Raw genomic sequence first — 18,887 nt, forward strand, 5'->3', positions numbered from 1 at the left:
GCGCGTTACCGCACGCGAACGGAGGAAAGGATGTTTCCGGATCCGTCGCGCAGATAGACGGTTTCACCCCGCCTGGGGTTGAAGTTGACGTTGCGCTGCAGCAGCGCTTTGGCATGGTGATGTTTCTTGCCCACAAATCGGACGCGCTCGCCGGGCTGCAGCACCAGATCCTTCACAGAAAATTTACGCGGCCTGTCCAGCCTGTCGCTCAGGTAGAGGCCGTCCGCGCGCTGCGGCGCCGCACTGATGTTATGCAGAACAAAACCGCACAGGACATCCTGGTCGTAGGCGTCCTCCAGCACAAAGGGCACAGGGGCCGGCCGGCTCACCAGCCTGACCTGCACGCGGCCGTCCACGGCGTCTTTGGCGGAAACCGTCAGGGTTGCCCCTCGGCGCACAAGGCCATTGACCTCCCAATGGTCCAGGGCAGTGCCAGGCAACAGCAAAGGTTCTATGATAACGGAGTTTTCTACAAAATACCAGCCCGCGGGGTTTTCTCCCCCCACAGTGTTGCAGCGGGCCCGGCCCTGAACCCTCACCGCATAGAGATCGGTATAGCCGAAGGCGGCGCGCAGCTCGCGCAGCACAGCTTCTGGACGTTTTTCAAAGAAATGCAGGATGTTTTGTCGACCTGTGGTGATGGTTTGCCACAGGCCAGGCGGGCTGTATGCGCCGTATTGGGCCGCGTAACGGACTTCTTTTTGGCTGCGGGCCTCCAGAGCCGTCATACCCTTGCGGACCTTGTCGGGAGTAAAGTGGGCAAAAGCCATGTCACACATATTGTTGGCAAACTGTGCCGCCAACTGGGGCTGCTTAAGCAAGGCGGCAAAAATCGGACTTTTTTCCATGACCCGCGCAAGGCTGGGGTTGTCGGGCTTTTTCATGCCGTGCCAGGGGCTCATGGTGGTGGCGTCCAAGTCGTAGAGCACATAGCGCCAGCGGCCGTCCAGTTCCGGCAGAGGCTGGGGCGCGTCGCCGCTGTAGCGCCAGACTTTGGTGTTGTTCTGGTCGTCGGGCCAGTCCCGGTTGTCCAGATAGATTTCTATGGCGTAGTAGAAAAGCAGATTGTCCACATCTATTTGCCGGGCAACAGCCGCCGGCAGCGTGACGTCCGCAGGACGGTTTGCACAGTCCAGGGCAAGTTCGCGAAACGTTTTTATCTCATAAAGATGCAGCAAACGCGGATACTTATGAGATGCACGCAGCTCCCGCACGCCGCCGCCCAGTACAGTGATGTCCTTTCTGGGCACATCCAGAAGATCGGCCAGAAAGCTGTCGTCCACCCTTGTGGTCAGGAAGGCGTGCCCATAGTAGACGCCGTTGAGGAAGACGGCGGCGGAATCAACCGGGGCCACCCAGGGGTAACCGGCCTCGGCCGCCAGGCGGGAAAGCAGGGGCGTGCGCAGCTGAGCGTCTTCCAGGTCCTGGCCGCCGTTGCTGAGCACCAGCCCGTCAAAGGAAAGAACGGGGCGCGGGGCGGCCGGGTCAGCCAGCTCCGGGAAAAAAGGATAGGGAAACTTGCCACGTCCCCCGGCATAGCTTTTGCGAGCCACAAGCCGCAAGGACTTTTGCGCTGCCGCGCGTGAAACGCCGCCAAAAACCCGCAGCCCGGCCTGCTGCTCCAGAAGACGTGTGCCCTCCGGGCTGAAGACTTCCACATGGACGGGGCGCTCCCATGCGCGCCCACGGCCCTTGTAGTTGGCGTCATGGGCTTCGGGCGGGCGTTCCGGGTATTGCGCCTCGGAGAGCGCGCGCCGTTTGCCCGGCACCAGGATGCCGCGGTCATCGTCGTAGAGGTTGGCCGGGTTTGTGGAAAGGGAAACGACGTAGGACGAAAACCGCTCGGCAATGTGGGAATCAAAAAAATAACTGTGCGTGCTGACGGCACTGGTCCGGCCTTGGGCCACGGCCATGGCCCTGATCGCCACGCAGGTGGTGTTCTGTTGCGGCGTCAGGACAAGAGGCGCGGCGTACACAGGGCTTTGCGGCGTAGGCTCGGAACCGTCAAGGGTGTAGTGAATACGGGTCTGGGCCTGCGGCGTGGACAGGGTTACGGTGACGGGCTCCGCAAAAAAATGCTCTGCGGGATGGAACTGCGGCGCCAGCAGGCTCTGGGCGGCCTGGGTGACCTGGGTGCAAACGCTTTCCCTCTGGGTGGGTTCTGCGCTGGCAGGCGAGCTCTGGCGGGCCGCTTCCGGCGTCAGCGAGGCAACACCCACGCAGGCCAGCAGGGCAACGACAAACAGCGTCAGGAGCGCGTTGCGCATGGCTGTCCGCAGGCCAACCCAGCCTCCTGCGCCAGGCGCAGGCAGAGCTCGGCCTTGTTGAGGGTGTACAAATGGATGCCGGGTGCGCCGCTGTCCAGCAGACGGCGGATCTGTCGCACGGCAAAGTCCAGACCCACGTCGCGCACGGCCTGCGCGCCGCCCCTGGCATCGGCGGCTTCCAGGTCCAGATAAAGTTTGCCGGGGATGTTGGCGCCGCACAGGGAAAGCACCCGGCGTAAGGAGTCAAAGCTCTGGATGGGCAGAATGCCCGGCACAATGGGGATGGCAATGCCCTGGGCGCGCAAATGGGCCACCAGATCTTCATACTCGCGGGCGTCAAAAAAAAGCTGGCTCAAAGCAAAGTCCGCGCCGGCCCGGAGCTTTTCCGCCGTGCGGCGACGGTCTTCGGCAAAGGAGGGGGATTCGGGATGCGGCGCGGGGTAGGCTGCTACCCCTATGCCCATACCCGGTTCGCGCTCGCGCACAAAGGCCACCAGGTCCGCCGCGTGACGAAAGCGCGCCCGGCTCCAGTCCCAGGGCTGGTCGCCGGCCTGGCGGGCGGGCGGATCGCCGCGCAGGGCCAGTACATTATCCACCCCGGCGGCGCGCAGGGCAGCTACAAAGGCCGCGATGGACGCCGCCTCCGCCCCCACGCAGGTGAGGTGGGCCATGGCCGTGAGACCGCGCCGGGCCAGTTCCGTGGTGACGGTGAGGGTGTTCTGCTGCCGTGCGCCGCCCGCGCCGTAGGTTACCGAAACAAACAGCGGGGCCAGGCCGCGCAGACGCTCCACCGTGGCGTAAAATTCCGGCAGCTGGGCCGCATCCGCGGGCGGAAAAAATTCCAGGGAACAAAAAGGCGCGCCGGCGGCGCGGATTTTTCGGCCAATGTTCATACTGCCGTCCTTCTCAAAGATACGATACACCAAGATGGCGTTAGCGGGATACTTAATAACTGCATCAAGATAAGCTGATATGTCAAGGCTGCCGCCATGGTAGAATACGGGCTGAACAAAAACAGGCCGGACCCGGCTTGCCAAAAATGACGTCTGGTCGTAATTCTGAGGCAGCAGGGGCAGTATGGCAGCAAAAAATGCGCACGCAGCAAACCCGGCTTCGGCCGGCAGGCCGACCCGCCCCCACAGGCGGAAGCGGCGGGCATTCTGGTTCGCGGCGGGTTTGTGCAGCATAGCGCTGCTCTGGTTTGCCGCGGCCCATGGACCCACGCGGCCTGGCGCGGACGCGCCGACGGCGGCCATTTCTGCCTCGCAAACGCCGCCCGCGCAAGGGCCTGCGGCCCTGCAGCCTTCACCGGTTCCACCCGCGCCGTCCGCAGCGGCCGTGCCGTCCTCTGCAAGGCTTGCGCCGCCGGCCGAAAACCTCGCCCCGCCCGCGGTACCGCAGCCCCAAGCGGCCACAGGGCCCGCACACTCTGAGGAAGGGGCGGTTGCGCTGCCCGCAGACGCCGCGTTGCCAGCGCCGGAATCTCCGCCGCAGGCCGAAGCGGCCATGCCGCCCGCCGCGCCGCCCCAGGGCGGGGTGGACAGCGCCGGCCGCGCCGCCTGGCGGGAGCTGGAGCCGGGGCTGCTCTTCGGTGAATTTCAGCTCCATGAGAGCGAAGCCCAGCTGACGGCCCTGCGCATTGACCCGCAACGCTTCGACTTTGTACTCTGCGCCCGCTCCCTGGACGGCGGCCCGCCCCGGACATTGAGCCAGTGGGGCGAACAGTACGGCCTTGCCGCCGCCATCAACGCCAGCATGTATCTGCCCGACGGCCTGACCAGCACGGGCTATATGCGGGAGGACGCGCACGTCAACAACGGCCGCCTGGTGCGGCGTTTCGGAGCCTTTTTTGTGGCCGGCCCCCATGCGGCGGATCTGCCGCGCGCCACCATTCTGGACAAGGACGCCCCCGGCTGGGAGGAGCAGCTCAAGCGCTACCGCCTGGTGGTGCAGAACTACCGCATGATCAGCGCGGACCGCCGCATTCTCTGGTCGCCGGGGGGGCCGCTCTATTCCATTTCAGCCGTGGCTGTGGACGGAGAAGGGCAGATTCTTTTTCTGCACTGTCGCCAGCCCGTGGAGGCCTACGCCTTTGCCCAGCAACTGCTGCACCTGCCGCTCAACGTGCGCACGGTCATGTATGTGGAAGGCGGCGGCCAGGCCGGGCTGCTGGTGCGCTCTCCGGCGCTCACGCGGGAGCTGGTGGGCCAAAGCGCCGCCGGACTGCTGGTGACCGGCGACCTGCGCGCCCTGCTGCCCAATGTGCTGGGCGCGCGCCGCCGCTGAGGCGGGGCCCCTCCTTTTAGCGCATTTAACACTTGAAATGCTCGCTTACGGCAGGCAAAAGCCTGCCTTCTCGCATTTTGTGGCAAGGATTTTCAAGAAAATTCTTGCAGAGCAGTTAGCTCATTTCATTCGCTAATTGCTCTAGCGCAGATTAGCTTTAAGAATAGGCAGTTGCAAAAGTTACGGCACGCTCGTTCCGGCGCTCAAGCGCGCAACTGCATAGCGCTGCTGTCTTTGCCCGTACCTTCCTTCGCCGCAACGGGCTAAAATCCTGCGTCGCAACGGCTGCAGCTGCGCTTGTGCCTCCACGGCGGGCCTGCTTATGCAGCCGCCAGGGCAGTGCAACCTTGCAATGTCTTAATCTCCCACCACAAAGGCGCTGGGATACAGCGCGCGGAAGGCCGCGAGCTTCTGCTGGGCGATAAAGGTGTCCGGCCAGGGGCCCACCTGAACGTTCCAGAGGCTGTTGCTGCCATAGACCAGGCGGCCGCGGTGCCCGGCACGGCTCAGAATGCTGATCAGCGCGTCGGCATTGGCGCGTTGGGCAAAGGCCCCCACCTGGACATAAAAATCCCCGGCCAGATCGCCGTCGTCGCGCATGCGGTCCACGCCGCCCAGGCTCTGCACGCGCACGCGGCCGGTGCCGGGGCCGAGGATCTGCAGGCGGCTGGCCGCCGCGCGGGAAAGATCAATAACCCTGTCGCCCACAAAAGGGCCGCGGTCATTGATGCGCACGATAACGCTGCGGCCATTGCCCAGGTGGGTAACGCGCACCTGCGTGCCCAGGGGCAGCAGCTTGTGGGCCGCAGTCATGGCATACTGGTTGTAGCGCTCGCCGTTGGCGGTGGTGCGTCCGTGAAAGCCGGGGCCATACCAGGAGGCCACGCCTTCTTCCACAAAACCGTGGGCGGATTTGAGGGGATAATAGGTTTTGCCGCGCACGGTATAGGGCTTGGTGCCCCGCACGCCGCCCTTGCGCCAGGAGGAGCGACCCCCGCAGCCGGCCAGCAGGGCGCAGCAGAGCAACGCCGTCAGGGCGCACAAGGCCCAAAGGCGGACGGCCGATGAAGGTTTCTTTTTCAGGAGCACGCGGGCCCCTCCAGGCCGCAGAGGCAAGGCAAAGGGCTGTTACGGCCACATTCGGCGCACACGCCGGGATTGTTTTTCTCTTCCGTCTGACTGAGGCTTGCCAGCAGCTTGTGCCCCTCCATGCCCAGATGACCGGCGGCGCGGGCGCGGAGGAGCAGGCCCAGAGCCGGAGCGCGGCGGCCCGCTTCCAGAAAGTCGCGGGCGGCCAGAAGATAGAGGCGTTCGCGGTCGCTGTCGTAAAGGGCGTCCAAAAGCAGGTTATAACTGGGGCCGAAGGCTTTGGCGGCCAAGGCTTCTTCACTGGCCAGCCAGCGGGCCAGACGGGTGTTTTGCCGCTCTGCCGCCAGATAGCGGGCCAGCAGGCGCAGGCCGTGCCCCAGCACGTGCATGATGCGGGCCAGCTCGCGGGTGGAGCTTTCGGCAGTCTGCCCGCCCAGGCCCCGCAGGGGATTGTAGGCCTCGACGCTGACGGTCATGCTGCGGGCTATCTGCACCAGACGGTTGGCGTAGTGCTGACCCTGAAAGGCGTCTTCCTTGAGCTTGGCGCATTCGTGAAAAGCATAGCCCACGCACCAATCTATAAGGGCCTCCAGGGCGCGGGGGTCGTCCGTACCGTCGGGAAGCGTCCGTGGAGCGGGGTCGCCGTCCGGGGGGGGCGGCGCGTCGGCTTCGGTGAGATCCACGGCATGGGGCGTGTTGCGAAAAAGATGGTGGGCCGTGTCCTTGAGCCGCCAGAACACGCCCTTGCGCATGGATTCGCCCAGCAGGTCGCGCAAAGCGCTGTACGAAACGGCCCCGTCCGCTTCAAAGCGGCGGCGCTGATCAGCCAGCAGGCTGTAGACAGTGCAGTAGTCGCGCACCAGGTCGCGCACCAAAAAATCCCGGTTGGCCACCAGCCAGCCTCCGTTCACGCTTCGGCCTCCTTGAGCAGGGCGCGGGCCACGGCCAGGTCGTAAAGGCGCAGGGGGTCGGCCTCGCCGTTGCGCTCCTGCTGGTAGAGCTGGGCAGCCTGCCGCACCACGGCCAGGCTGAGCCAGGGATGACGTTCCCACACTTCGGGATGGTCGGCCCGCCAGAGGCGAAATTCCACCTCGCCGTCAGGGCCGCGTCGCACATAGACGCGCGACTGCGTGTCGCCCGCCTGGGGATGGTAATACAAACCGAGCTGGTCTCTCATGCGCGCCTCGTCGCAGGCTGGTGCATTGTGCGTTTGTCGCAAAAAAGGCCGCGGGACAATGCGTCCGCGCGGCTGCGGACTGAAGCAGTATAAACGCACCGAAGCGCTTTGCCAAGGGTTGCGCCCCACTATATTGTGAAAGATTGCACAATAACGCAAAAATTCATTGCCATTTTTGCAAAAAAAGGGGAAAGCAAAAGGTGTCGCCGTTGGGCAACACCGCGCCCCGTGGAATGTTACAGGCTTTCCGGCAGCGCAAAAGCCGCATTTCACGGGCTTGCAGCGGGGCTTTGCGCCCGACGGGGCACCCCGGTTGTCATCAGGGCAGAAATGACGTATACAGGGCTTTGACCGCGTTGCGGCCCGATGGGGGCCGATGCCCGGATCGCTCTTGGCTCGCGCCCCGCGCGCGCCCGTTTTTTAAGGGCGGATTATTCCGGCGGCAGTCCGGGGATGGCTTGAAGGTTGTGACGGCCTTTCTGCCCGGCACACCCCGGCCGCCCGCCATGCGGCTCGCTGCGCCGGTTTGCTGCGCCGGACCGCTGCGCCGGATCCCTGTAGTTGACCGGCACGTCACGCTGCAGCGTGATACAAACAAACCATGTGGAGGTATGGCAATGGCGAAACATGCAACCCCCCTGTTGGACCAGCTGGAAAGCGGCCCCTGGCCGAGCTTTGTGTCCGACATCAAACAGGAAGCGGCCTATCGGGCCAAGAATCCCAAGGGACTGGACTACCAGATCCCCGCGGACTGCCCCGAAGACCTGCTGGGTGTGCTTGAGCTTTCCTACAACGAAAAGGAAACCCACTGGAAGCACGGCGGCATTGTGGGCGTGTTCGGTTACGGCGGCGGCGTTATCGGCCGGTACTGCGACCAGCCCCAGATGTTCCCCGGCGTGGCCCACTTCCACACCATGCGCGTGGCACAGCCTTCGGGCAAATACTACCACAGCAAGTTCCTGCGCGACCTGTGCGATATCTGGGATCTGCGCGGTTCCGGTCTGACCAACATGCACGGCTCCACCGGCGACATCGTGCTGCTGGGCACCCAGACCCCCCAGCTTGAGGAAGTGTTCCACGAGCTGACCCACAAAATGCACGTGGACCTCGGCGGCTCCGGCTCCAACCTGCGTACGCCCGAAGCCTGCCTTGGCATGTCCCGCTGCGAATACGCCTGTTACAACACGCAGGACATGTGCTACCAGCTCACCATTGATTATCAGGATGAGCTGCACCGTCCCGCCTTCCCCTACAAGTTCAAGTTCAAGTTCGACGGTTGCCCCAACGGCTGCGTGTGCGCCATGGCGCGTTCCGACTTCGCCGTGGTGGGCACCTGGAAGGACGACATCAAAATCGACCAGGAAGCCGTCAAGGCTTATGTGGCCGGCGAGTTCTCTCCCAATGCCGGCGCCCACGCCGGACGCGACTGGGGCAAGTTCGACATCCAGAAGGAAGTGGTCGACCTCTGCCCGAGCAAGTGCATGAAGTGGGACGGCTCCAAGCTCAGCATCAAGACCGCCGACTGCGTGCGCTGCATGCACTGCATCAACACCATGCCCCGCGCCCTGCACATCGGCGACGAACGCGGCGCCAGCATCCTGGTGGGCGCCAAGGCCCCGGTGGTGGACGGCGCGCAGATGGGTTCGCTGCTGGTGCCCTTCATCTCCTGTGAAGCCCCTTACGATGACGTCAAAGAAGTCATCGAAAAGATTTGGGACTGGTGGATGGAAGAAGGCAAAAACCGCGAACGCGTGGGCGAAACCATGAAGCGTCTCTCCTTCCAGAAGCTGCTGGAAGTGACCGACACCCCGGCCGCCGCCTACCATGTGAAAGAACCGCGCTCCAACCCGTATATCTTCTTCAAAGAAGAAGAAGTGCCCGGCGGCTGGAAACGCGACCTCGCTGCTTACCGCAAACGCCATCAACGCTAGTCAAAGGGGGAGAAGAACATGGCTTTTATTTCTTCCGGGTACAATCCCGAAAAACCGATGGAAGGCCGCATTACCGACATCGGCCCCCACAAGTACGACGACTATTTTCCGCCGGTCATCAAAAACAACTTCGGCAAGTGGCTCTATCATGAAATTCTTGAGCCCGGCGTGCTGCTGCACGTAGCCGAAGGCGGCGCCAAGTGCTACACCGTCCGCGTGGGCGGCACCCGCACCATGTCCATCACCCACATCCGTGAGCTGTGCGACATCGCCGACAAGTACTGTGGCGGCTACCTGCGCTGGACCACCCGTAACAACATCGAATTCATGGTGGAAGACGAAGCCGCCATGAAGGCCCTGCGCGACGACCTGAACAGCCGCAAGTTTGACGGCGGCTCCTTCAAGTTCCCCGTGGGCGGCACCGGCGCCGGCATCAGCAACATGGTCCACACCCAGGGCTGGGTGCACTGCCATACCCCGGCCACCGACGCCTCCGGCCCGGTCAAGGCCGTCATGGACACCGTGTTTGAAGACTTCAAGAGCATGCGCCTGCCCGCCCCTGTGCGCATCGCCCTGGCCTGCTGCATCAACATGTGCGGCGCGGTGCACTGCTCCGACATCGGCCTGGTGGGCATCCACCGCAAGCCCCCCATGGTGGACCATGAGTGGGCCGACCAGCTCTGCGAAATTCCGCTGGCCGTGGCCGCCTGCCCCACCGCCGCCGTGCGCCCCACCAAGGTGGAACACGACGGCAAGAAAGTGAACTCCATCGCCATCAAGGAAGACCGCTGCATGTACTGCGGCAACTGCTACACCATGTGCCCTGCCCTGCCCATTTCTGACGGCGAGGGCGACGGCATTGCCATCATGGTGGGCGGCAAGGTTTCCAACCGCATCACCATGCCCAAGTTCTCCAAGGTGGTCGTGGGCTACATCCCCAACGAACCGCCCCGCTGGCCTACCCTGACCAAGACCGTGAAGCACATTGTCGAGGTCTATGCGGCCAACGCCAATAAGTACGAACGCCTGGGCTCCTGGGCGGAACGCATCGGCTGGGAAACCTTCTTCAAGCTCACCGGCCTGGAGTTCACCCACCACCTCATTGACGACTTCCGTGACCCTGCCTACTACACCTGGCGGCAGAGCACGCAGTTCAAGTTCTAGGCTTTATCCCTCTAACCCCGGCGGCGCACCAGCGCCGCCGGGACAGGAGAACATCATGGCTGACGACAAAGACGTTGTTATCGACTTTCTGAAAAGCAAATCCGCAGCCAAGTCCAAGTTCTATTTCAAGGACTTTCTGGAGCTTTTTCCGGACAAAGGCCCCCGCGACGTCAAAAAGGTGCTCACCAAGCTGGTGAACGAAGAGGTGCTGGAATTCTGGTCCTCCGGCTCCACCACCATGTACGGCCTCAAGGGCGCGGGCAAGCAGAGCCACGCTGAAGGCGAAGACTAGCGAGCCCTGGGGACGCTCCAGGAAAATCCGGCCGCCAGGCACGCCCGGACGTAACCGCAGCACAAGCGATTGTTGGCGGAATACCCCGGCGTTGCGCGGGGGCGTCCGCCCTACACAGGTGCAGCGCAGGCCGGACCGGCCTGGCGGTCTTGCACCTGTTGACGAGCCCTTTACAAGTGATGCCGCAACCCTGTTGTGGCATTTCTTGCTTGCAGCGCAGCGGGCCTGCGCTGCCCCGCCACTCGCGGCGCTCCGTCCATCCGTCCGCCGCAGGTCGGGCGTGTCGCGCGGGCGCAATGTTCGCTCAGAGAAACCTTGCAACGGCGTTTGCCCGACCCTTGACGCAGATTCGGCAAACCCGCCCGTGCTTCCCCCTGCGCCCGCGGCAAGGAGGTCACATGCCCCTCTCCTTCAGCCTTACCCCTGCGGACAAAACATTTCTGGGCCACCAGGCCCGCACCGCCATTGAGGCCGGGCTGGCAGGCGTTTATTCCTCCACGCCGCCCGCGCCGCCGCAAGGTCTGCCCGACGACGTTCTGACCCGCAGCCTGGGGGCTTTTGTCACCCTCACCATCAACCACGGCTTGCGCGGCTGCATCGGCAATATCATCGGGCACGAAGCCCTCTACGCCACTGTCTGGCACATGGCCGCCGCAGCGGCGTTTCAGGATCCGCGCTTTCCGCCCCTCACCGCCCCGGAATGGCCCCAAACCCACCTGGAAATCTCTGTTCTGGATGAACCAACCCTCTGCCCCGACCCGCAGGCCGTGCAGGTAGGCCGCCACGGCCTCGTGCTCCAGTACAACGGTCACAGTGGCGTGTTCCTGCCGCAAGTGCCCGTGGAACAAGGCTGGGACCGCGCCGCCTATCTGGAAAACCTCTGCCGCAAGGCTGGCCTGCCCCCGGACTCCTGGCGCAAACCCGGCGCGCGCCTTTTCTGGTATGAAGCCCTGGTCTTTCCCGTGCCGGACGCGGCAGCGTGACAAAATCAGAAGAGTTGTGGGGGGAGGGCTCCCTCTCCCCACACGCCCCATGCTGTAAAAAACGTTTCTCCCCCGCAACCGCGCAGGGCGCTTTGCCCGAAAGACAGGGATATTGTCTCCAGAGAGCCGGATATAAACCGCAGCGCTGCCGTCTTTGGACGGAGTATCCCCCCGATTATGGGCTGGGGCATGGGGCGCCCCCCCCTTGTGGCGCGGGCCGGGCCTGGGCTACAACAGCAATGAGCTTGGAACGCCAGGCGGGGGTAGTCCCGCCGTTTTCAGCCAGAGAGAGTGACGCATGAGCAAGTTGGTCCCCGGCCTGCACGGCCGCAAAGAACTGGTGGTGACCCCGGCCATGCTGGCCAGCAGTGTGGGCAGTGGTTTGGTGGACGTTTTTTCCACGGCCATGATGGTGGCCTGGATGGAGGCCACGGCCGTAGAAGTGGTGCAGGGCCTGTTGGAAGACGGCCAGACTACCGTGGGCACGGGCATCCAGGTTGCACATCTGGCAGCCACGCCCTGCGGCATGGCAGTACGCTTTGAGGCCGAGCTCACGGACGTTTCGCCCAACGGCAAAGGCCTGAGCTTCAAGGTGGCCGCCTACGATGCCGCCGGGCTCATCGGCGAGGGCACGCATCAGCGCGTGGTGGTGCTGCGCGAAAAGTTTGAGGCGCGGGCTCAGGCCAAAGGCCAGGCCCCGGCGTAGAGCATTGCAACCCTGCAATGCCCGGCGGTTGCGTCAGCAGACGCCCGCCGGGCAGGCGGAAGCGGACATTCCCGCGCCGCCGTATATATAGATAAGGAGTTATTATGGCTGATCTGACCTTTGTGGGCATTTCCGGCAGCTTGCGGCAGGCCTCGCGCAATACGGGGCTGCTGCGCTGCTGCGCGGCCCATCTGCCGGCGGGCGTACGTATGGAAATTGCCGACATCAGCGCCTTGCCGTTCTATAATGCCGACCTGGAAAAGCCCAAGGCCGCGCAAGCCCTGATTGAGCAGGTCAGCAGGGCGGACGCCCTGGTGCTGGCCTGCCCGGAATACAACTATTCCCTGGCCCCGGCCCTGAAAAATGCCCTGGACTGGCTCTCGCGCGAACCCAATTTGGCCCCGCTCAACGGCAAGGCCGCCTGCCTGCTGGGCGCGGGCGGGGGCATGGGCAGCAGCCGCAGCCAATACCACCTGCGGCAGGTCTGCGTATACCTGAACCTGTGCCTGCTGAACAAACCGGAGGTCTTCTCCAACGCCTTTGGTCCGGCCTTTGCGGATAACGGCGACGTGCAGGAACCGGGCCTGACCAAACAGGTGGCTGACCTCATGCAGGCCCTGGCGGACCGGACCCGGCAACTGCGCGCCTAAAGCAGATCGGCCTTGAGAATAGCTCTTCTCAATGTTGCAATGCCTTAAAGCCGCCTGAAAATAGCCATTAACATGCTGAAAAAGCAGCATAACATCGCATGCTTGCCAGTACAGCGCGGATGGCGTATGCCCGGAAAACTCCGCGCCGCAGGCGCGGGAGCCCTTCCTGACTTTTGGTTCAGGGCACGCCTGTGGCGCCCCTGAACGGAAAAGTTTTTGCCGGGTGGGGAGGTGGGGGAAGAGAGCTTTTGTGCATAACAGTTCTCTTCCCCCCACAAAAACAAACTCTTCGGAGGACACACGGCCATGTATCGCAATGCGAAAAATGTGGGTTATTATATGATCGGCAAAGGATCCCTGTCGCAGCTGGGGGATCTGCTGGCCGTGCGGCGCAAGGCGCAGGCCGGGCCGGCGGTGTTTTTTCTGGACCATTATTTTGAAGGCAAAGACCTGGCCTCGCGCCTGCCGATGGAAAGCAGAGACATGCTCGTCTATGTGGACAGCAGTGAGGAACCCACCACCGAGGGCGTGGACGCCTACACCGCACAGGTCAAGACTTTTTTGCAGGGGGCCACGCCCTGCGCCATGCTGGCTTTTGGCGGCGGCTGCACCATGGACACCTGCAAGTGTGTGGGCAACCTTCTGACCAATCCCGGCAAGGCCGAGGACTACCAGGGCTGGGAACTGGTCAAAAATCCCGCCCCGTACAAAATAGCCGTGCCCACGCTTTCGGGCACAGGTTCCGAAACCTCGCGCACGGGCATTGTCTGCAACGAGGTCAGGAACATCAAGCTGGGCATGAACAGCGACTTCACCATGTTTGACCAGGTTCTGCTGGACCCGGACCTCACGGCCAGCGTGCCCCGCAACCAGTTTTTTTACACAGGCATTGATACGTATATGCACTGCTTTGAGAGCATCACGGGCTCCTACCGCAACGTGGTGGTGGACTCTTTGGCCGAAAAGGCCATTGACCTCTGCAAGCAGGTTTTTCTTTCGGCAGACATGATGAGCGACGAAAACCGTGAAAAGCTCATGATCGCCTCATTTCTGGGCGGCATGGCCGCCGGATTCGTGGGTGTGGTGCATCCCCTTTCCGCCGGGCTCAGCATGGTGCTGCACATGCACCACGGCGTGGCCAACTGCCATGCCCTGAGCGTGCTGGAAGACATTTATCCGCAGGAATACAAAGACTTCATGACCATGATGGAGCGCCAGGGCATTGATTTGCCCAAGGGCATCTGCCGCGGGCTTACTGACGCCCAGTTCGACGCCCTGTACGCGGCCAGCATTGTGCACGAAAAACCCCTGACCAACCGTCTGGGGCCGGACTTCAAAAAAATCCTCACCAAAGAAAACGTCACGGCCCGCTTCAAGCGCATGTGACGCGGCGTCCAGGCTGTCGCCCTGCGGGGCCGCTGCCGCCTTTGGCGGGGCGGTCCGGGGGCGGCGGCGCGTCCGACCCGCCCCAAGGCGGCAGGCCTACAATCCCGGCCCAAAGCCTCCGGCCGATAATCCGGCCCGATAATCCGGCAAGGAGCAACCATGGATCTCAAAATCAATTTCAGCGGCCGCGCCATCCGTTACACGGAAGAGGAAATCGCCGTGGTGGTGGAGGCCATGCGCCATGCCGACCCCCTGACCCAGGGGGAATACATGCGCGCCTTTGAAAGCAAATTTGCCGCATACCAGGGCGTGGCCCAAGGCAGTTGCTTCACCACCATGAACGGCTGCGCCGCGCTGGAAATGTCGGCCCAGCTCTGCTGCTTTACCCCCGGCGACGAAGTGGTCATGCCTTCGCACACCTTCACGGCCTCGGCCTATCCGTATGTCAAAAAAGGCGCGCGGCTGGTCTGGGCGGACGTGGACCTGCACACCCGCGTGGTCACGGTCGCCGACATTGAAAAAGCCCTCACGCCGCGCACAAAGGCCGTGGTGGTGGTGCACCTCTACGGCTACGTGGCGGATATGCCCGAAATCGCCGCCCTGTGCCGGGAACGTGGCCTCATCCTCATCGAGGACGCGGCCCAGGCCATCGGCACGGAAGTAGGCGGCAAAAAGGCCGGCAGTTTTGGCGACATGGCTGTGTTTTCCTTCCATTCACACAAAAACCTCACCACCCTGGGCGAAGGCGGCATGCTCTATGTTCGCGACCCCAAGCTGGCGGCCCTGGTGCCGGCCCTGCGCCACAACGGCCACTGCGCCTACGACTTTGCGCGCCCAGACTACTGGAAGCCGGCCATGGGCAATGTGGACATGCCCCTGCTGGACGGCCGCATGCTCCAGCCCAACAACTACTGCCTGGGCGAAGTGGAATGCGCCCTGGGGGCCAAACTGCTGGAACGCATCGACCAGATCAACGACGAAAAGCGCGCCAGGGCCCTGCGCTTTATCGACGGCCTGGCGGACTTTCCTGAGCTGGAATTCCACCGCGTGGACACCCGGCGGCACAACTACCACCTGCTGGCCGCCCGCATGACCACGGGGCCGGAAGCGCGCGACCGCTTCATCCGCGCCATGCACGACGACAAGGGCGTCAAATGCGTGGTGCAGTACATTCCCCTGGACCGCTATGACTACTACCGGCGTCAGGGCCTGGGCACGGCCCATTGTCCCAATGCCGACGCCTTTTTTGACAGCATGATTTCCTTCCCCTTCCAGCACTGGATGCCGGAGGAGGACTTCAACTACATGCTCGCCGCCAGCCGCGAGGTTCTCGCCGCGCTGCGCTGAAAAAGGTCTGCAGGGGCGGCGCGAGGCTTCCGCCCCTGCCCGCCCGTCAGACCCATAGGTTCCCCGTGAAAGAACGCTGCATCATCATTCCGGCCATCAAAAAGAACGCCGTCATCCCCGATCAGCTGGTCAAGCGACTGGCGGGCGTCACCCTGGTGGAGCGGGCCATCAACACGGCCCGCAGCGTGCTGCCCGGCACGGACATCGTGGTCCTTACCGACAGCCAGGAGATTGCACTCATCTGCGAACGCGCGGGCGTGGGCTTTCGCTGGAACCGCGACCTGCACTTCACCAGCCTGGACATTGTGGCCGAAATGCGCGGCCTGCTGGCAGAACTGGCCGCCGCCTACGAGCACGCCGTTATTTTGCGGGCCTCCTGCCCCCTGCTCACCTGGGTGGACGTGGAAGACGCCTGGAAAAAATACTGCCGCAGCGGCGCGGACAGCCTGGTCACGGTCAAGGAGATGCGCCAGCGCCTCTGGAACGTGCGCGGCGAAGGGCTGGAAAGCCTGCTCAGCCAGGATGCGGACCACCAGGGCGAACAGACGCTGGTGGTGGAAAGCCGCGCCCTGATCATCCTGCGCCTGGCCCTCCTGCGCGACAGCGCGGGCAGCGCCCCCCTGCGCTACGCGCGGGGCAGAATCGTGCCCTACTTCCTCAACGACCGGGGCATTGAAATCCAGGGCTATCAGGACTGGTGGATCTGCGAGCACCTGCTCCAGCGTCGGCACGTGGTCTTTGTGGTGGCGGGCTGGCCTGCCATCGGCATGGGGCACGTCTTTCGCGCCCTGATGCTGGCGCACGAGATCACCAACCACAAAATCACCTTTGTCTGCACCCGCGAAAGCGAACTGGCTGTGGAAAATATCGCCCGCCGCGACTACAAAATCGTCCGCCAGGGGCCTGAAGACCTGGCCGCAACCGTGCTGCGTCTGCGGCCGGACCTGGTGGTCAACGATATCCTCAACACCACCACGGCCTATATGGCCCGGCTCACGGCCGCCGGCGCGCGCTGCGTCAATTTTGAGGACGAGGGCCCCGGCGCGGACTGGGCCCGCCTGATTGTCAACGCCCTCTATGAAGACCGCCGCTCTACCGACCGCCTGCGCTGCGGGCCCGCCTATTTCTGTCTGCGGGACGAATTTCTGGCCGCCGCGCGCAATTCCTTTCGGCCACAGGTCAAAACCGTGCTCATTACCTTTGGCGGTACGGACCAGAACAACTGCTCCCGCCGGGTGCTGGACGTCATTGAGCCCATCTGCCGGGCTTACGGCATCACCATCCGCCTGGTGGCCGGACCAGGTTACGCCCACAAGCAAGGCATGGAGGCCCACTTGGCCGCCCTCAGAAATCCCCTGGTGGAGTTCACCTGGGCCACCAACGTCATGAGCCGCATGATGGAAGGCGCGGACCTGGCCATCTGTTCCGCGGGGCGCACGGTCTACGAGCTGGCCCACATGCGCGTGCCCGGCATGGTCCTGGCCCATCACGAACGCGAGGCCCGCCACACCTTTGCCCGTCCGCGCAACGGCTTCGCCTTCCTGGGCCTTATGGACCGGGTCAGCGACGCCAAGATCCGCAACGTCTTCCTGGCCATGCTCAAAACGCCCCGGCGCCAACGCTTCTGGAGCCGTCAAGACGCCCTGGATTTTACCGGCAACAAGGCCCGTGTAGTACGCCTTATGCTCGACCTGCTGGCCGAAGCCCCCGCCGCCGCGCCCACCCCCGCACCACAACCCTGAGGTCAGGCCATGTCCGCTCCCCACCCCCACGACAAGGTCGTCGCCATTGTTCAGGCCCGGCTGGGCTCCAGCCGTTTGCCCCTAAAGTCCCTGCTCTGCCTGCGCGACGTGCCCCTTATCGATTGGGTCGTCCGTCGCCTCAAAACCGCCGCCCGCCTGGATGGACTGGTGGTGGCCGTACCGGATACCCCCCTGGACCGCGTCCTGCTGGAGCACCTTCAGCGGCGCGGCGTGCCCTGCCTGGCCGGGCCGGAACAGGATGTGCTGGCCCGCTTCTGCCTGGCCGCCCGTCAGGCGGACGCCGGGCTGGTGGTGCGCGTCTGTGCGGATAACCCCCTTATCTGGGGCGAAGCCGTGGACCGCCTGGTGGACTTTTACCGCGCAGGCCGGTGGGACTACGCCTATAACCACATCCCCCGCAACAACCTCTGGCCCGACGGCCTCGGCGCGGAAATCCTCTCCCGCGAACTCCTGGACGCCCTGGACGCCCAGGCTCGCCAAACAGCCCAGCGCGAACACTGCCTCAACTACCTCTGGGACAATGCCGCCCGCTTCCGCCTGGGCACCTTCAACCCCACAGAACCGTGGCTGCAGCGCCCGGACCTCAAACTGGACGTGGACCAGCCCCAGGACTTTCAGCGCCTGGCACTGCTGCCCCTGCACCCCGATATGGACGCCCGCGCCATTGTGGACGCCTGTGACGGAGAACGTTAAGGAGCCCCTGCGGCAGTCCGCCGTTTACGGCGGGTCGTAACAGACTCTAAAGTTTTTTTGCAATTTGCCGACATAGCATGTGAGGACGGTACATGCCATGCCCGACACCACCACCGCACGTCTGCGCATTATGCTGCAAGGCTACGAACAGCAGCTTCTGGCAGCCCGCAGGCTGGCGCGGTTTCGGGTCCGACGGCGGCTGGCCGCGGGCGAGGATCCACGCGAACCCGATCCCCTGCCCAAACGGCACGCCACGGTGGAGCAAGTGGCCAGAGAACTGTACGATATGCTGCTTTACACGGGCAGCGACAACCCGGTGGTGGAAGACATCCGCCAGGAGTTGAGTCAGGAATTGGGCCGCGAAGTCCACTTCACCTACCCTCCGGACGGCAGTCTGTGCATTCTGGGCCAGGGGCCCGACGGCACAGGCGCCCTGACTCCAGAACAGCAGCGTGCCGCACGCCACGCCCTGTGGCGCATTACCCGCCGCCGTGTGGACAAGGGCGTGCTGCGCCCCGCCCCCGGCTTTTGTCCAGGGCATTCTGGAGCAGAGTAACGTTGAGAATATGTATTCTCAACGTTTACGGCACGCTCGTTCCGGCGTTTAACTGCGCAAATAAATTGCGCCTGCGCCTCCACGGCGGGCGTCTGCTTACGCAACCGCCAGGGCATTTCAACGTTGAAATACCCTAAAACCAACGACTGAATTTCCCGTGCGGCCTGTTTTCGACCGTGCCCGAGGGAGATACTTCATGAAAATAGACGCAAAAACATATACCCTTTTTGATCCCTATGCCGCCGGCAGCCTGGATAAAACCACCCAGGCCCGCACCGATGCCGCGGCCGCCGCTCCCCAGACCGAAGGCGGCGGCGATACGGTGAGCGTATCACAGGACGCCCTGCTCCTGACCGAAGCCCGCCGCACGGCCCAAAGCACACCCGACGTGCGCGCCGACAAGGTGGAAAGCCTGCGTCAGCAGGTGGCTGCAGGCACGTATGTTGTTGACAGTCGCCGCATTGCCGAAAGTCTGATCCGCGAAGAACCAGGCCTGTTCCAACTGTAGCCAAACCTTGGGCCAGGTTCTGAAGCGCCTTGCGACGGAGGCCCCGTTTTTGCTTCGGCGCGGGGGCACAGACATCCCGGCCATGGCTC

The 18,887-nt window shown here is 63.6% G+C and carries 18 protein-coding genes; 13 read left to right on the top strand and 5 right to left on the bottom strand.

Going from position 1 to position 18,887, the window contains the following annotated elements; genetic code table 11:
* Window positions 1-5: 5 nt before the first annotated feature.
* Both J7I12_RS08815 and J7I12_RS08820 read right to left on the bottom strand, forming a co-directional pair.
* Entirely contained in the window at window positions 6-2,267 is a 2,262-nt protein-coding gene (locus J7I12_RS08815; RefSeq protein ID WP_302548448.1) for a CotH kinase family protein, read from the bottom strand.
* Window positions 2,249-3,160 (bottom strand): methylenetetrahydrofolate reductase, encoded by a 912-nt coding sequence (locus tag J7I12_RS08820; RefSeq protein WP_118229438.1) that lies wholly within the window; start codon window positions 3,158-3,160, stop codon window positions 2,249-2,251. The genes J7I12_RS08815 and J7I12_RS08820 overlap by 19 nt, the downstream gene beginning before the upstream one ends.
* Window positions 3,161-3,773: 613 nt before the next feature.
* Here J7I12_RS08820 and J7I12_RS08825 point away from each other — a divergent pair.
* A complete protein-coding gene (locus J7I12_RS08825; protein ID WP_118229439.1) occupies window positions 3,774-4,553 on the top strand; it encodes a phosphodiester glycosidase family protein in 780 nt (259 codons plus the stop codon).
* 357 nt (window positions 4,554-4,910) lie between these two features.
* On the opposite strand, the gene J7I12_RS08830 is transcribed toward J7I12_RS08825, so the two are convergent.
* Genes J7I12_RS08830 through J7I12_RS08840 form a run of 3 tightly spaced genes read right to left on the bottom strand, consistent with a single transcriptional unit; the run spans window position 4,911 to window position 6,819 of the window.
* A complete protein-coding gene (locus J7I12_RS08830; RefSeq protein WP_165450890.1) occupies window positions 4,911-5,636 on the bottom strand; it encodes a septal ring lytic transglycosylase RlpA family protein in 726 nt (241 codons plus the stop codon).
* Window positions 5,633-6,553, bottom strand: a complete 921-nt coding sequence (locus J7I12_RS08835) for a hypothetical protein (RefSeq protein WP_302548446.1) — start codon at window positions 6,551-6,553, stop codon at window positions 5,633-5,635. Before J7I12_RS08835 ends, J7I12_RS08830 begins: the two co-directional genes overlap by 4 nt.
* Window positions 6,550-6,819: a hypothetical protein gene (locus tag J7I12_RS08840; RefSeq protein ID WP_118229304.1), complete on the bottom strand. Its 270-nt coding sequence runs from the start codon at window positions 6,817-6,819 to the stop codon at window positions 6,550-6,552. Before J7I12_RS08840 ends, J7I12_RS08835 begins: the two co-directional genes overlap by 4 nt.
* Window positions 6,820-7,436: 617 nt before the next feature.
* Between J7I12_RS08840 and dsrA the strand changes: the two genes are divergently transcribed.
* From dsrA to flgM, 12 genes are all read left to right on the top strand, one after another.
* On the top strand, window positions 7,437-8,750 hold the full coding sequence (dsrA, locus tag J7I12_RS08845) for a dissimilatory-type sulfite reductase subunit alpha (protein WP_118229305.1): 1,314 nt from the start codon (window positions 7,437-7,439) through the stop codon (window positions 8,748-8,750).
* Between the two features lie 18 nt (window positions 8,751-8,768).
* Window positions 8,769-9,914, top strand: a complete 1,146-nt coding sequence (gene dsrB / locus J7I12_RS08850; protein ID WP_118229306.1) for a dissimilatory-type sulfite reductase subunit beta — start codon at window positions 8,769-8,771, stop codon at window positions 9,912-9,914.
* Between the two features lie 55 nt (window positions 9,915-9,969).
* Entirely contained in the window at window positions 9,970-10,206 is a 237-nt protein-coding gene (locus tag J7I12_RS08855; RefSeq protein ID WP_118229307.1) for a dissimilatory sulfite reductase D family protein, read from the top strand.
* Between the two features lie 398 nt (window positions 10,207-10,604).
* Entirely contained in the window at window positions 10,605-11,189 is a 585-nt protein-coding gene (gene amrA, locus J7I12_RS08860; RefSeq protein WP_118229308.1) for an AmmeMemoRadiSam system protein A, read from the top strand.
* Between the two features lie 298 nt (window positions 11,190-11,487).
* Entirely contained in the window at window positions 11,488-11,895 is a 408-nt protein-coding gene (locus J7I12_RS08865; RefSeq protein ID WP_118229309.1) for a thioesterase family protein, read from the top strand.
* A 104-nt stretch (window positions 11,896-11,999) separates the two neighbouring features.
* The gene (locus J7I12_RS08870; RefSeq protein WP_118229310.1) at window positions 12,000-12,545 is read left to right on the top strand and encodes an NADPH-dependent FMN reductase; all 546 of its coding nucleotides are present in this window, start codon (window positions 12,000-12,002) and stop codon (window positions 12,543-12,545) included.
* A 306-nt stretch (window positions 12,546-12,851) separates the two neighbouring features.
* The gene (locus J7I12_RS08875; RefSeq protein ID WP_118229311.1) at window positions 12,852-13,931 is read left to right on the top strand and encodes an iron-containing alcohol dehydrogenase family protein; all 1,080 of its coding nucleotides are present in this window, start codon (window positions 12,852-12,854) and stop codon (window positions 13,929-13,931) included.
* A gap of 159 nt (window positions 13,932-14,090) precedes the next feature.
* The gene (locus J7I12_RS08880; RefSeq protein ID WP_118229312.1) at window positions 14,091-15,278 is read left to right on the top strand and encodes a DegT/DnrJ/EryC1/StrS family aminotransferase; all 1,188 of its coding nucleotides are present in this window, start codon (window positions 14,091-14,093) and stop codon (window positions 15,276-15,278) included.
* A gap of 65 nt (window positions 15,279-15,343) precedes the next feature.
* Window positions 15,344-17,020 carry a cytidine 5'-phosphate N-acetylneuraminic acid synthetase gene (locus tag J7I12_RS08885; RefSeq protein WP_118229313.1) on the top strand — a complete coding sequence of 559 codons (1,677 nt, stop codon included), beginning with the start codon at window positions 15,344-15,346 and terminating at the stop codon, window positions 17,018-17,020.
* Between the two features lie 9 nt (window positions 17,021-17,029).
* Window positions 17,030-17,734 carry a cytidylyltransferase domain-containing protein gene (locus J7I12_RS08890; RefSeq protein ID WP_118229314.1) on the top strand — a complete coding sequence of 235 codons (705 nt, stop codon included), beginning with the start codon at window positions 17,030-17,032 and terminating at the stop codon, window positions 17,732-17,734.
* Window positions 17,735-17,831: 97 nt separating this feature from the next.
* Window positions 17,832-18,290, top strand: a complete 459-nt coding sequence (locus J7I12_RS08895; protein WP_118229315.1) for a DVU0524 family FlgM-associated protein — start codon at window positions 17,832-17,834, stop codon at window positions 18,288-18,290.
* 196 nt (window positions 18,291-18,486) lie between these two features.
* A complete protein-coding gene (flgM, locus tag J7I12_RS08900; RefSeq protein WP_288908567.1) occupies window positions 18,487-18,798 on the top strand; it encodes a flagellar biosynthesis anti-sigma factor FlgM in 312 nt (103 codons plus the stop codon).
* Window positions 18,799-18,887 lie beyond the last annotated feature (89 nt).

The sequence above is a fragment of the Desulfovibrio diazotrophicus genome (assembly GCF_902498985.2).
Classification (GTDB): Bacteria; Desulfobacterota; Desulfovibrionia; order Desulfovibrionales; family Desulfovibrionaceae; genus Desulfovibrio; species Desulfovibrio legallii.

What these genes read in the sequence shown, in the direction of transcription:
- J7I12_RS08865 (WP_118229309.1), top strand. Translation starts at nt 11,488, where the DNA reads ATGAGCAAGTTGGTCCCCGGCCTGCACGGCCGCAAAGAACTGGTGGTG.
- J7I12_RS08870 (WP_118229310.1), top strand. Translation starts at nt 12,000, where the DNA reads ATGGCTGATCTGACCTTTGTGGGCATTTCCGGCAGCTTGCGGCAGGCC.
- amrA (WP_118229308.1), top strand. Translation starts at nt 10,605, where the DNA reads ATGCCCCTCTCCTTCAGCCTTACCCCTGCGGACAAAACATTTCTGGGC.
- J7I12_RS08890 (WP_118229314.1), top strand. Translation starts at nt 17,030, where the DNA reads ATGTCCGCTCCCCACCCCCACGACAAGGTCGTCGCCATTGTTCAGGCC.
- J7I12_RS08840 (WP_118229304.1), bottom strand. Translation starts at nt 6,819, where the DNA reads ATGAGAGACCAGCTCGGTTTGTATTACCATCCCCAGGCGGGCGACACG.
- J7I12_RS08895 (WP_118229315.1), top strand. Translation starts at nt 17,832, where the DNA reads ATGCCCGACACCACCACCGCACGTCTGCGCATTATGCTGCAAGGCTAC.
- J7I12_RS08815 (WP_302548448.1), bottom strand. Translation starts at nt 2,267, where the DNA reads ATGCGCAACGCGCTCCTGACGCTGTTTGTCGTTGCCCTGCTGGCCTGC.
- dsrB (WP_118229306.1), top strand. Translation starts at nt 8,769, where the DNA reads ATGGCTTTTATTTCTTCCGGGTACAATCCCGAAAAACCGATGGAAGGC.
- flgM (WP_288908567.1), top strand. Translation starts at nt 18,487, where the DNA reads ATGAAAATAGACGCAAAAACATATACCCTTTTTGATCCCTATGCCGCC.
- J7I12_RS08825 (WP_118229439.1), top strand. Translation starts at nt 3,774, where the DNA reads ATGCCGCCCGCCGCGCCGCCCCAGGGCGGGGTGGACAGCGCCGGCCGC.
- J7I12_RS08875 (WP_118229311.1), top strand. Translation starts at nt 12,852, where the DNA reads ATGTATCGCAATGCGAAAAATGTGGGTTATTATATGATCGGCAAAGGA.
- J7I12_RS08820 (WP_118229438.1), bottom strand. Translation starts at nt 3,160, where the DNA reads ATGAACATTGGCCGAAAAATCCGCGCCGCCGGCGCGCCTTTTTGTTCC.
- J7I12_RS08880 (WP_118229312.1), top strand. Translation starts at nt 14,091, where the DNA reads ATGGATCTCAAAATCAATTTCAGCGGCCGCGCCATCCGTTACACGGAA.
- J7I12_RS08855 (WP_118229307.1), top strand. Translation starts at nt 9,970, where the DNA reads ATGGCTGACGACAAAGACGTTGTTATCGACTTTCTGAAAAGCAAATCC.
- dsrA (WP_118229305.1), top strand. Translation starts at nt 7,437, where the DNA reads ATGGCGAAACATGCAACCCCCCTGTTGGACCAGCTGGAAAGCGGCCCC.